At 72.7% G+C, this 12446-nt stretch carries 11 protein-coding genes; 4 read left to right on the top strand and 7 right to left on the bottom strand.

Features of this window, described 5'->3' with window-relative positions:
* Positions 1 to 32 precede the first annotated feature (32 nt).
* From ACZ7HQ_RS38100 to ssgD, 5 genes are all read right to left on the bottom strand, one after another.
* Positions 33 to 1007, bottom strand: a complete 975-nt coding sequence (locus tag ACZ7HQ_RS38100; RefSeq protein WP_471000009.1) for an acyl-ACP desaturase — start codon at positions 1005 to 1007, stop codon at positions 33 to 35.
* Positions 1008 to 1266: 259 nt separating this feature from the next.
* Positions 1267 to 2043: a dimethylargininase gene (ddaH, locus tag ACZ7HQ_RS38095; RefSeq protein ID WP_471000007.1), complete on the bottom strand. Its 777-nt coding sequence runs from the start codon at positions 2041 to 2043 to the stop codon at positions 1267 to 1269.
* A 133-nt stretch (positions 2044 to 2176) separates the two neighbouring features.
* Complete coding sequence (locus tag ACZ7HQ_RS38090; RefSeq protein ID WP_471000005.1) at positions 2177 to 4444, bottom strand: ATP-binding cassette domain-containing protein; 2268 nt, start codon at positions 4442 to 4444, stop codon at positions 2177 to 2179.
* 10 nt (positions 4445 to 4454) lie between these two features.
* On the bottom strand, positions 4455 to 6080 hold the full coding sequence (locus tag ACZ7HQ_RS38085) for an ABC-F family ATP-binding cassette domain-containing protein (RefSeq protein WP_471000003.1): 1626 nt from the start codon (positions 6078 to 6080) through the stop codon (positions 4455 to 4457).
* A 290-nt stretch (positions 6081 to 6370) separates the two neighbouring features.
* Positions 6371 to 6787, bottom strand: coding sequence for a spore wall synthesis regulator SsgD (gene ssgD / locus ACZ7HQ_RS38080; protein WP_471000001.1), 417 nt, complete (start codon positions 6785 to 6787; stop codon positions 6371 to 6373).
* A 213-nt stretch (positions 6788 to 7000) separates the two neighbouring features.
* Here ssgD and ACZ7HQ_RS38075 point away from each other — a divergent pair, with 213 nt between their 5' ends.
* Both ACZ7HQ_RS38075 and ACZ7HQ_RS38070 read left to right on the top strand, forming a co-directional pair.
* A complete protein-coding gene (locus ACZ7HQ_RS38075) occupies positions 7001 to 8104 on the top strand; it encodes a WD40/YVTN/BNR-like repeat-containing protein (protein WP_470999999.1) in 1104 nt (367 codons plus the stop codon).
* A gap of 93 nt (positions 8105 to 8197) precedes the next feature.
* Positions 8198 to 8536: a plasmid stabilization protein gene (locus tag ACZ7HQ_RS38070; RefSeq protein WP_470999997.1), complete on the top strand. Its 339-nt coding sequence runs from the start codon at positions 8198 to 8200 to the stop codon at positions 8534 to 8536.
* A 10-nt stretch (positions 8537 to 8546) separates the two neighbouring features.
* On the opposite strand, the gene ACZ7HQ_RS38065 is transcribed toward ACZ7HQ_RS38070, so the two are convergent.
* Complete coding sequence (locus ACZ7HQ_RS38065) at positions 8547 to 8843, bottom strand: YciI family protein (RefSeq protein WP_470999995.1); 297 nt, start codon at positions 8841 to 8843, stop codon at positions 8547 to 8549.
* 61 nt (positions 8844 to 8904) lie between these two features.
* Here ACZ7HQ_RS38065 and ACZ7HQ_RS38060 point away from each other — a divergent pair, with 61 nt between their 5' ends.
* The gene (locus ACZ7HQ_RS38060) at positions 8905 to 9636 is read left to right on the top strand and encodes an endonuclease V (RefSeq protein WP_470999993.1); all 732 of its coding nucleotides are present in this window, start codon (positions 8905 to 8907) and stop codon (positions 9634 to 9636) included.
* A gap of 76 nt (positions 9637 to 9712) precedes the next feature.
* Here ACZ7HQ_RS38060 and ACZ7HQ_RS38055 read toward each other — a convergent pair whose 3' ends face one another.
* Positions 9713 to 10960 (bottom strand): saccharopine dehydrogenase family protein, encoded by a 1248-nt coding sequence (locus ACZ7HQ_RS38055; protein WP_470999991.1) that lies wholly within the window; start codon positions 10958 to 10960, stop codon positions 9713 to 9715.
* Positions 10961 to 11268: 308 nt separating this feature from the next.
* On the opposite strand from ACZ7HQ_RS38055, the gene ACZ7HQ_RS38050 reads away from it, so the two are divergent.
* A complete protein-coding gene (locus ACZ7HQ_RS38050; RefSeq protein ID WP_470999989.1) occupies positions 11269 to 12429 on the top strand; it encodes a CaiB/BaiF CoA transferase family protein in 1161 nt (386 codons plus the stop codon).
* The last annotated feature ends 17 nt before the right edge of the window (positions 12430 to 12446 follow it).

The following is a 12446-nucleotide window of genomic DNA, read 5'->3' as shown; positions in this document are numbered from 1 at the left end:
ACCGACGCGCACCGGTCCGGCCGCGACGGTCGTCAGGCCCCGGCGCGGGCCGCCATGCGGGCCTTGCGGGCGGCCAGCCTCTCGTCGAACTTGGCGGCCTCCGTGTCCAGGCCGTCCAGGAACAGGCCCAGTTCCTCCTGTGCCTGGCGTCCCTCGGGGCCGAGGCCGTCGATCTCCATGACCTTCAGGAAGCGCAGCACGGGCTGCAGCACGTCGTCGTGGTGGATCCGCAGGTTGTAGACCTCGCCGATGGCCATCTGCGCGGCCGCCCGTTCGAAGCCGGGGATGCCGTGCCCGGGCATCCGGAAGTCGACGACCACGTCCCGCACGGCCTGCATCGTCAGGTCGGGGGCCAGTTCGAAGGCCGCCTTCAGCAGGTTGCGGTAGAAGACCATGTGCAGGTTCTCGTCGGTCGCGATACGGGCCAGCATGCGGTCGCAGACCGGATCGCCGGACTGGTGGCCGGTGTTGCGGTGCGAGATGCGGGTGGCCAGCTCCTGGAAGGCGACGTAGGCGATCGAGTGCAGCATCGAGTGCCGGTTGTCGGACTCGAAGCCCTCGCTCATGTGCGCCATACGGAACTGTTCGAGCTTGTCCGGGTCCACCGCGCGCGAGGTGAGCAGGTAGTCACGCATCACGATGCCGTGCCGGCCCTCCTCGGCCGTCCAGCGGTGCACCCAGGTGCCCCAGGCGCCGTCGCGGCCGAAGAGCGAGGCGATCTCGTGGTGGTAGCTCGGCAGGTTGTCCTCGGTGAGCAGGTTGACCACGAGGGCGATGCGGCCGATCTCCGTCACCTTCGACTGGGCCTTGTCCCAGGCCTCCCCGTCCTCGAACAGGCCCGGGAAGTTACGGCCGTCGCCCCACGGCACGTACTCGTGCGGCATCCAGTCCTTGGCGACCTTCAGATGCCGGTGCAGCTCCTTCTCGACCACTTCCTCCAGCGCGAACAGCAGCCGCGCGTCGGTCCATGCGGACGGGCTGCCGAGGTGAGGGGAAGTCATCGTCACGGGAACTCCAGGGGGACGCCGAACAACGGGGAGAGACTGGTACGGTCCGGCGAGCGGTGCCGGAAACCTACGAGATCGTAGGCTACGAATCCGTAGGTTACGAAGCCGTAGGTTAAGGCTGTCGTAAAGATCGCTGATCAGCGTGGCCGGAGTGGGCCCCTGCGGCGTGTTCCGCCCGCTTTCTCCGGTGCTCGCCGGATACGCCGACGGCCCCGGAACCCATGGATCCGGGGGCCGTGGGCGCGACGGGATCACCCGATCAGGCGTACAGCTCCCGCAGTCGTACCGAGAGGCAGGTCACACAGCCCTCGAGCTTCTCGAACTCGCTGATGTCCACCGTAACCACGTCGTGGCCGAGGTCGGTCAGCAGCTCCGCCGTCCTCGGAGCGCTCGCCGCCATCAGCAGCTTGTGCCCGCCGAGCAGCACCACGTGCGACCCGGACTCCTCCGGTACCGACAGGAAGCCGGGGAACAGCGACGGCCGGTCGACCTTCGGGATGTGCCCGATCACCGTGCCGTCGGGCAGCGCGGTCACCGCCGACTTCAGGTGCAGCACCTTGCTCACGGGGACGGCGACCACGCGCGCGCCCAGCGGTTCGAAGGCGGCCCGCAGCTGCTGCACGCCGACCGCGTTGGTGCGGCCGCCGCGCCCGACGTAGACCGTGTCGCCGACCTTCAGGACGTCACCGCCGTCCAGGGTGCCCGGCTCCCATATCCAGTTCACCGAGCAGCCGAGGCGGGCCACCGCCTCCTCCACGCCGGCGGTCTCCTCCCGCCGGGACTCCGCGCCGGGTCGGGTGATCAACGCCACGTTCTTGTACATGACGACGGTGTCCTCGACGAACACCGAGTCCGGGCAGTCGTCGGCCGGTTCGACCTCGATCGTCTCCCAGCCGTGCGTGCGCAGGGCCTCGACGTAGGCCTCCCACTGCTCGACGGCGAGCCCGGCATCGACCTTCTCCCGCTCGATGTGCGTCACCAGGCCTTCGGCGAGGCGGGGGCCGGGGCGGCGGACGAGGGCCTTCTTGCTGGGCACGCGGGGCCTTTCGAATCGGTGCGGGTCGGTGGGGCGGTGGTGGCGCCGCTGGTTGCGGTGCCGGTCCGCCATCATGCAGTCCGCCCCGGCCAGGACAAAACCCTCGTTGTCAGGCTGTGCCCCTCCTGAGACGTCACACCGTCGTCCTGCGCAGATGTTCCGCGGTGGCCGAGCCCTCGGCCGTGAGCAGCTGCCGCGGGGTTCCTTCGAAGACCACCTCGCCGCCGTCCCGGCCGGCACCGGGCCCGAGGTCGATGATCCAGTCGGCGTGCCGGACGACGTCCAGATGGTGTTCGATCACCACGACCGTGTTGCCCGCGTCGACCAGCCGGTCGAGCAGCGCCAGCAGGGCACCGACGTCGGCCAGGTGCAGACCCGTGGTCGGCTCGTCCAGCACGTGCACCGCGCCGGTCCGGTGCAGCCGGGCGGCGAGCTTGATGCGCTGCCGCTCGCCACCGGAGAGCGTGGACAGCGGCCGTCCGAGGGCCAGATGCGTCAGTCCGACGTCCCGCAGGGCCCGCAGCGGGCGCAGCACGGCTTCCTCGGGGACGCCGAGGTCGCCGAAGAAGTCCAGCGCCTGCTCCGGGCCCATGTCGAGGACGTCCGCGATCGAGGCTCCGCGGACGGTGAGCCGCAGCACCTCGTCCTTGAAGCGCCGGCCCGCGCAGCCGGGGCAGACGGTCGTCACCGGATCCATGAACGCGAGGTCGGTGACGACGACCCCCCGGCCCTCGCAGGCGCCGCACGCCCCGGCCGAGTTGAAGCTGAACAGCGCCGCGGACGTCCCCGTCGAGCGGGCGAAGAGCCTGCGTACGGTGTCCATGATCCCGAGGTGGGTGGCCGGTGTGGAGCGCCCGGAGACCCCGATGGCCGACTGGTCGACGACCACGGCGCCGGGGTGGGTGGTGGTCAGTTCCCCGGCCAGTGTGCTCTTGCCCGAGCCGGCCACCCCGGTCACCACGGTCAGCACGCCCGTCGGGAACTCCACCGTGACCTCGCGCAGGTTGTGCCGGTTCGCGCCCTTCACGCACAGGCCGCCCGTCGCCCGCCGCACCCGGCGCTTCACCCCGGCACGGCGGCGCAGACACCGGCCGGTGAGGGTGCCGGACGCGGCCAGCGCGCCGGGCGTGCCCTCGAAGACGACCTGTCCGCCCCCGGCGCCCGCCCCCGGCCCCATGTCGACGACGTGGTCGGCCAGGGCGATGAGATCGGGGTCGTGCTCCACGACCAGCACCGTGTTGCCCCGGTCGCGCAGCCGCAGCAGCAGCTCGCCCAGGCGGCCCACGTCGCGCGGGTGCAGTCCCGCGCTGGGTTCGTCGAAGACGTACGTCAGTCCGCTCAGGCTGGAGCCGAGATGGCGTACGGTCTTCAGCCGCTGGCCCTCCCCGCCGGACAACGTCGAGGTCTCCCGGTCCAGGCTGAGATAGCCCAGCCCGATCGCCTCGATGCGCTCCAGGCCGTCCACGGCGGCGCGGGCGACGGGCGCCGCCACCGGGTCGTCGATCTGCCGCAGTACGGCGATGAGGTCGGTGACCTGCATCCGGGCGCAGTCGGCGAGGGACAGCCCGCACACGCGCGTGGCGAGTGCGGCCGCGTTCAGCCGGGCCCCGCGGCAGACCGGGCAGACGTCCTCGGTCAGGTACTCCCGGACGAGCTCGCGGGTGCGCCGGCCGAGCGTGGACAGGTCGCGTTTGAGGTAGAGCCGTTCGAACCGGTCGGCGAGCCCCTCGTAGTCGATGTCCCGCGAGCCGCCCGTGTTGCCGACGCGGACCCGCGCGCCGTGCCCGCGCAGGAGGAACGCCCGCTCGTCGGCGGTGAACGCGCCGACCGGCTTGTGCACGTCGAGGCGGGTGGTGTTCGTGTACGTCTGGCCGTGCCAGGTGCCCGCGGCGAACGGCGGGAACCGGACCGCCCCGTCGGCCAGGGACCTTGCCGCATCGAGGATGCGGTCCCAGTCGGGCCGTACGGTACGCCCCAGCCCGTCGCACTCGGGGCACATTCCCGACGGGTCGTTGAACGAGTAGGCCGTGGCCGGTCCGGCGCTCGGGGTGCCGTACCGGGAGAACAGCACCCGCAGCACCGCCTGGATGTCGGTCATCGTGCCGACCGTCGAGCGGGAATGGCCGCCGACCGGCCGCTGGTCGACCACCACCGCGGGCGAGAGGTCCGCCAGCGACTCGATGTGCGGGCGCTCGAAGCGGGGCAGCCGGTTGCGCACGAACGAGGGGTAGGTCTCGTTCAGCTGGCGCTGCGACTCGACGGCGATCGTGTCGAAGACGAGCGAGGACTTGCCCGATCCCGAAACGCCGGTGAACACGGTCAGCCGGCCTTTCGGGATGCGGAGATCGACGTCCTTGAGGTTGTTCTCCCTGGCTCCGGTGAGAGTGATGAATTCGGGCATGCCGCCGACGCTAGGCGGGATACCCGACATCCTCCGGCGTGATTTCCTTCAGTTCTCCCTCCTCCATCAGCAGCCAGCGGGTGATCCCGATGGACTCGAGGAACGGCAGGTCGTGGCTGGCCACGAGCAGCGCGCCCTGGTACGACTCCAGGGCCGAGGTCAGCTGCCGCACGCTCGCCATGTCGAGGTTGTTGGTCGGCTCGTCGAGCAGCAGCAGCTGGGGTGCCGGCTCGGCGAGCATCAGCGCGGCCAGGGCCGCCCGGAACCGCTCTCCGCCCGACAGGGTGGCCGCCTGCTGGTCGGCCCGCGCGCCCCGGAACAGGAAGCGGGCCAGGCGGGCCCGGACCCGGTTGTTCGTGGTGCCCGGCGCGAACCGGGCCACGTTCTCGGCGACCGTCAGCGCGTCGTCCAGCACGTCCAGCCGCTGGGGCAGGAAGCGCAGCGGGACATGGGCCCGCGCCTCGCCGGCCACCGGCGCCAGCTCACCGGCGACCGTCCGCAGCAGCGTGGTCTTGCCGGAACCGTTCCGGCCGACCAGCGCGATCCGCTCCGGACCGCGCAGATCGAGGATCCCCTCGATCCGCGCCCCGTGGGCCATCGCCAGGTTCTCCAGGGTGAGTACCTGCCGCCCGGGCGGCACGGCGGTGTACGGCAGGTCGACGCGGATCTCGTCGTCGTCCCGTACCGCCTCCACCGCGTCGTCCAGGCGCTCCCTGGCCTCGGCGAGCCTCTCCTCGTGCATGATGCGGTGCTTGCCCGCCGACTCCTGGGCGGCGCGTTTGCGCGCACCCATGACGATCTTCGGTTCGCGCTTGGAGTCCCACATCTTCTGCCCGTACCGCTTGCGGCGGGCCAGCTTGACCTGGGCGTCGGCCAGTTCGCGTTTCTGTTTGCGCACGTCGGCCTCGGCCACGCGCAGCATCCGCTCGGCGGCCTCCTGCTCGACGGCGAGCGCTTCCTCGTAGGCCGAGAAGTTGCCGCCGTACCAGGTGACCTCCCCGGAGCGCAGCTCCGCGATCTGGTCGACCAGGTCGAGCAGTTCCCGGTCGTGGCTGACCACGACCAGGACACCGGGCCACGCGGCGACGGCCTGGTACAGCCGGCGGCGCGCGTACAGGTCGAGGTTGTTGGTGGGCTCGTCCAGCAGCAGCACGTCCGGGCGGCGCAGCAGCAGCGCGGCCAGCCGCAGCAGCACCGACTCGCCCCCGGAGACCTCGCCGACGGTGCGGTCCAGGCCGATCTGGCCGAGACCGAGCTCGCCGAGGGTGACGAGGGCGCGTTCCTCGACGTCCCAGTCGTCGCCGAGCGTCTCGAAGTGCTCCTCGGCGGCGTCGCCCGCCTCGATGGCGTGCAGCGCGGCCCGCCGCTCGGCGATGCCGAGGGCCTCGTCGACGCGGAGTGCGGTGTCGAGGGTGACGTTCTGCGGGAGGTAGCCGATCTCGCCTGCCGCCTTGACGGTGCCGTCGACCGGGGTGAGTTCACCGGCGAGCAGCTTCAACAGGGTTGACTTCCCTGATCCGTTGACGCCGACGAGCCCGGTCCGGCCAGGCCCGAAGGCGATGTCCAGGCCGTCGAGGACGGCGGTGCCGTCGGGCCAGGCGAAGGACAGGGACGTACCGGTGAGGGAAGATGACATGAGGGCCTCGCAAGGGGTGTCGTGCGGTCGGGTGAGCGCATGTCGAGACACCGCGAGGCGGGAACCGAAGGGTCGTGGGGCACGAAGAGGCCATGAAAAAAGGCCTGTGCCAAAGGACGGCTCGGACGCCGAGGTCGTACGCCGCGCACACCTCACCGGTGCGACGCGGTGCCTCAGGACCTCAGACGAGCAACGTCCTTCTCCAATCGACGGCAACAGGACCGATGTACACCGTACGAGGGGGGTTGGTGGCTGTCAACGGGATTACGGGCTTCACGCGCGCGTAGCGCTCAGCAGGCGTCCCGCATCAGTTCGGCCAGGCCGTGGTCCAGGTCGAGCTGGAGGTGCTCCAGGCCGACGGGCACGAGGGTGTTGGCCGCCTCCAGGAAGCGCCGGATCTCACCCGAGCGCACATGCACGATCGCGGTGCCCTCGGGAGCGTGGAACTCCAGCACGGTGCGGTCGTAGCCGTACGGCCGCACCCGGACGTCCCCGTGGCCCTCGGGCCCCAGCAGTCCGGCGGCGAGCAGTTCGCGGGAGAAGGTCCAGCACACGTCGACCCCTTCCAGGGTGGCCGGGGCCGGGAAGGTCATGACGACGGCGAACGGGTCGCGCCGGTCGTAGCGCAGCGCCGCGGGAATACTCGGCATGCGCGGTGCGGCGGCGACGAGACGTGCCTCTACGGGCTGCTCGATGACGGTGGACAACGCCTTGCTCCCTCGTGACGGCTGGACTACTGCCGGGTGTGCGGGACCCGGCACTGGAAGAGACGTCGGATCCGGCCGATCCGTGCACACGGAGACCGAGTGACCTCGGTCACCGCGTTCATGCACGGGGAGGGGGCGCCGGGCGTTTTCGCCTGCGATGGAGGGAAGTTGTCCTCTGGACGGCGCCGGGCCGGTGGGCTAGCTTCGCCCGCCATGAGGCGCTTGGGCAGCACGCGACGCAGAGGACGCACGAGCAGGCTGGTGGCGACGTGGGTGGCGTGCGGGGCGGCGCTGGCCGCGCTGACCGTTCCGGCGGCCGAGGCCGGGCCGCTCGGGCAGGGCAGCCCGCACTGGGCGCCGAAGGACCCGGGCACCCCGCAGGTCCGCTTCCGGGGCCTCGCGGCCGTGGACCGGCACACCGCCTGGCTGGCCGGCACGGGCGGCACGGTGCTGCGCACCACGGACGGCGGGGCGAGCTGGCGGAACGTCTCCCCGCCGGGTGCGGCAGACCTGCAGTTCCGGGACGTCGAGGCGGCCGACGCGCGGCACGCGGTGGTGCTGGCCATCGGTGAGGGCGAGGCCTCCCGGGTGTACCGCACCACCGACGGCGGAGCGACCTGGACCGAGTCCTTCCGCAACACCGACCCGAAGGCGTTCTACGACTGCCTGGCCTTCTTCGACCGGCGGCACGGACTCGCGATGAGCGACCCCGTGGACGGGAGGTTCCGCATCCTGTCCACGAGCGACGGCGGCCGCTCCTGGCGGGTGCTGCCCGCCGAGGGCATGCCGGCCGCCCTGGACGGCGAGGCCGGCTTCGCCGCGAGCGGCCAGTGTCTGGCCACCTCCGGTCCGAAGGACGTCTGGCTGGCCACCGGGGGCGGCGCCCACGCGCGCGTGCTGCACTCCGCGGACCGCGGACTGACCTGGACGGCCGCCGACACACCGGTCCCGGCCGGCGATCCCGCGAAGGGCGTCTTCGCGCTCGCCTTCCGTGACCGCGACCGCGGCCTCGCCGTCGGCGGCGACTACCGCCCCGACCAGACCTCGCCGCAGTCCGCCGCGGTCACCGCGGACGGCGGCCGCACCTGGACCCCGGCCGCCACACCGCCGCCCGGCTACCGCTCCGGGGCCGCCTGGCTGCCCCGCAGCCGCACCGTGGCGCTCGCCGTCGGACCCACCGGCACCGACCTCACGACCGACGCGGGCCGCACCTGGCGGACGATCGACACCGGCTCGTACGACACCGTGGCGTGCACGTCCGACCTGAGCTGCTGGGCGGCCGGTGAGCGGGGGAGGGTGGCACGGCTGGAACGCTGAGCTAAGTGTCCGGAACCCGGGTACTCGTTCCCTGCCGCAAAGGCCCGACGCAGGGCCCGTCCGACGGGCCCGCCGCAGAGGAAGGGAGCGATCATGCCTGCCGGTTCCAGCCCCAAGCGCGAGCGCCAGTACGAGCACATCAAGGAGAGCGCGAAGGACCGGGGTGAGAGTGAGGGACGCGCCAAGGAGATCGCCGCGCGGACGGTGAACAAGGAACGCGCACGCTCCGGCGAGTCCAAGACCGCGAGCCGCAGCTCGACGCAGGACATGTCGTCCAGCAGGCGCGGCGGCCAGCGGTCCGGCAACCGGACCGGCTCCCAGGGGCCGACCCGCGATCAGCTGTACAACGAGGCGAAGCAGCGCGGCATCGAAGGCCGTTCGAACATGAACAAGGACCAGCTGCAGCGCGCGCTGAACGCCAAGAAGGGATGAGGGGAGCCGGTCAGTCCGGTGTCTGCCGGTGGCGGGCGAGCTCCGGAACGGTCTTCGTGGCGATGAACTCCGTGATCCGGTAGGTGCCCACCCCGCCGACGGTGAACGGGTCGCCCGCGACGATGTCCTCGATCCGGGCGCGGTCCTCGGCGACGGCGATGATGACCCCGCCGTCGTCGGGGTGCTTGCGCCCGGAGGCCAGGAAGAAGCCCTTCTCGTACTGCTCCTGCAGCCAGGCGACGTGGCCGGCGACGAGCGCGTCCACGGCGTCGAGCGGTGCGGTGTAGGTCAGTTCCAGGACGAACATGATCGCGAGCCTACCCCTCGGAGCCGGCCGGCGCCGTGGGCCCCGTAGAGTCGGCGTCACCATGACGACCGTAGGCGTACCCGCGGGCTGGCCCGCGACCGAGGAAGAGGCCCGCGCGGTACAGGACGGGCTGCGCGGCCGGGTGGTGCTCGACGAGAGCGGCCCGGAGCCGGGCACCGGCCGGGTCACGGGGGTCGACGTCGCCTACGACGACGTACTCGACCTCGTCGCCGCGGCGGCCGTCGTGCTGGACGCCGCCACCCTGGAGGTGGTGGCCGAGGCGACCGCCGTCGGCCGGGTCTGCTTCCCGTACGTGCCGGGGCTGCTGGCCTTCCGCGAGATCCCGGCCGTCCGGGCCGCCCTGGACGAGCTGCCCTGCCCGCCCGGTCTGGTCGTCTGCGACGGCTACGGGCTGGCCCACCCACGCCGCTTCGGGCTCGCGAGCCACCTGGGCGTGCTCACCGGCCTGCCGGTCATCGGTGTCGCCAAGAACCCGTTCACCTTCACGTACGACGATCCCGGTACGCGGCGGGGCTCCTCCGCCCCGCTGCGCGCGGGGGCCGAGGAGGTCGGGCGCGCGCTGCGCACCCGGGACGGCGTCAAACCGGTGTTCGTCTCCGTCGGTCACCGCGTGAGCCTGGACAACGCCGTGGCCCACACGCTGGCTCTGACCCCGCGCTACCGGCTGCCGGAGACCACGCGCCGGGCGGACGCCCTGTGCCGCCGTGCGCTTCGCGAGGCGGCACAGGCCGGGGGTAGCGGCGCTCAGGAGACCACGACCCGCCAGGCGTAGCGCAGGATGCGCCCCGGTCCCCCGGCGCGGTCGTGCCCCGACGCCGCCTCGTCCACGGTCACGTCGAGCACGAAGCTCATGCCTCGCCCGCTTCCCTCGGCTCCTCCGACGTCGTGAACGACTCTCGAACGGGGGCCGGGGTGGCGGGACCGGCGGCCGCCACCCGGAAGGTGATGCCCGCGGTGCGCAGCCGCTCGGTCAGGGCGTCGCCCATCGCCTGCGCCGTGGTGACCTGCCCGGCCGTCGGCGGAAGGTCGTCGAAGGCCAGGCACAGGGCCGCCTCGGCGAACATCTTCGCCGTCTCGTCGTAGCCGGGGTCGCCGCCCGCGACCTCCGTGAACACGCGCCGCCCGCCGCCCTCGCCGACGAAGCGCACCGCGAACCGGCTCCTCGCCCGCCGTTGCGCGCTCGGCCCGTCCCCCGGCTGCAGCCGGCCCGACAGCCAACGCCGTGCGGGCGGCAGTTGGGCGGCCGCCAGCACCGCTCCGACCGCGGCGACCCCGCCCAGGGCCACCGGGAGGTGCCGCACTGCCGCGTAGTGCCGGTAGCGGAAGTCGGGTCCGTACCGCTCGAGCGCCTTCGCCGAACGGCGCACGATCTGCGGGTCCACGGTCGGCAGCGGCAGCGCCCAGGCGCCGACCTCCTTGGCGAACCGAGGAGCACCCGTGGGGGCCGAGACCCGGCGGCCCATGAGCCGGGGCTCGTGCCGGCCGCGTTCGCGCGCGGCGGCCAGCAGCTGCCGGCCGCGGGCGAACTGGTTCAGCGCCGAGGCCAGGGTGCCGCCGGAGAAGGCCGCGTCGGCGGTCACATAGCCGTCCACGGTCAGCGGCACCCCTTCCGGCAGCTGCCGGACCGTGAAGTACACGCCGAGGTCGTGCGGTACGGAGTCGAAGCCGCAGGCGTGCACGAGGCGCGCGCCCGTCTCCCGCGCGCGTGTGTCGTGGCGGACGTACATCAGGTCCACGAACTCCGGCTCGCCCGTCAGGTCCAGGTAGTCGGTCCCGGTGTCGGCGCAGGCGGCGACCAGTTCCTCACCGTGCAGGACGTACGGGCCGACGGTCGTGGCCACCACGCGCGCGTGCTCGGCGAGAGCGCGCAGGCCGGCCGGTTCGGTCACGTCGGCGCGGAGCACGCCGACGTCGGCGCCGCCGGGCAGGCGCTCGCGCAGCCGCTTAAGCTTCCCCTCGTCCCGACCGGCCACCGCCCAGCGCAGGTCCTCGGGGGCGTGCGCGGCGAGATACTCCGCCGTGAGGGTGCCGACGAAGCCGGTGGCTCCGAAGAGCACGAGGTCGTAGGGACGGTCCGTCCTGTTCAGCCTGCTCATGACACCCCTTGGTCCCGCAGCCCGCGCCGCTGTCGGTGGCTGAGGCTAGCGTGAGGGGAGCCAGCGACGACGACCAGCCCGGAGGCAGCGGTGGCCGCAGCCAGGAACGCCCTGAGGAAGCGGGAGAAAGTACGCGAGTGCGGCGCCCCCGCGGCCGCGGCGCCTCCCTCTCACTCTCCCGGGTGATCCACGCGGGGCCGGGCACTTGGCTAAGCGCTTGCTCGTTGGGTCTTGTGTCCGGTGGAACGCGTTCTTAGCATCACCGGTGTTACATCAGTTGTGTCACACACGCTCAGGGGGCTGGACGCATGACGACGGCAGGGACGCCGGCGACGCCGGGCAGCGGTCCGCTGTCCGGGGTGCGCGTGCTCGAGCTGGCCGGCATCGGGCCGGGCCCGTTCGCCGCCATGCTCCTGGCGGACCTGGGCGCCGACGTGGTCAGGGTGGACCGGCCGGGCGGCCCCGGCCTCGCGATCGACCCCGCCCACGACGTGACCAACCGCAACAAGCGCTCGACCCTGGTCGACCTGAAGGCACCGGACGGCCCCGCGCGCGTGCTGGACCTCGCCGAGCGCGCCGACATCCTCATCGAGGGCTACCGACCGGGCGTCGCCGAGCGGCTCGGCGTCGGCCCCGAGGAGTGCCACGCCCGTAACCCCCGCCTGGTCTACGGCCGCATGACCGGCTGGGGCCAGCACGGCCCCCTCGCCGACCGCGCGGGACACGACGTGGCCTACATCGCGCTGACCGGCACCCTCGGCATGATCGGCCGCCCGGACGAACCCCCGGCCCTCCCCGCCAACCTGCTCGGGGACTACGCGGGCGGCGCCCTGTATCTGGTGGTCGGCGTGCTCGCCGCCCTCCACCACGCGCGCGTGACCGGCACCGGACAGGTCGTCGACGCCGCCATCGTCGACGGCACGGCCCATCTGTCCGCGATGATCCACGGCATGCTCGCGGCCGGCGGCTGGCAGGACCGGCGCGCCGCCAACCTCCTCGACGGCGGCTGCCCCTACTACGGAACCTACGAGACATCCGACGGCAGATACATGGCGGTCGGCGCCCTGGAGGAGCGGTTCTACGAGGAGTTCCTGCGCCTGCTCGGCCTGGACGACCTGGCGGGGGCCCGCAAGGACTGGACCCGCTGGGGCGAGCTGCGCGAGCGGGTCGCCGCCCGCTTCAGGTCCCGGAGCCGGGACGAGTGGACGGCGGTCTTCGAGGGAACGGACGCCTGCGTGGCCCCCGTGCTGTCCCTGCGCGAGGCCCCGCACCACCCGCACCTCGCCGCCCGCGGCACCTTCACCGACCACGCCGGCATCACCCAGCCCGCCCCCGCCCCCCGTTTCTCCGCCACGCCCACGCGCGTCCGTACCGGCCCCGCCCTGCCGGGCGCCGACACGGAGGCGGTGGCGCGGGACTGGGGGACCCCCGCACCCGTGAACGACGACCCGGTCACCGACCCCGACTGACCCGGCTCACCCCGCCC

This window comes from Streptomyces sp. NPDC037290, from assembly GCF_055603245.1.
The sequence above is the reverse complement of the archived record's forward strand: the minus strand, read 5'-3'. Positions and strand labels throughout refer to the sequence as shown.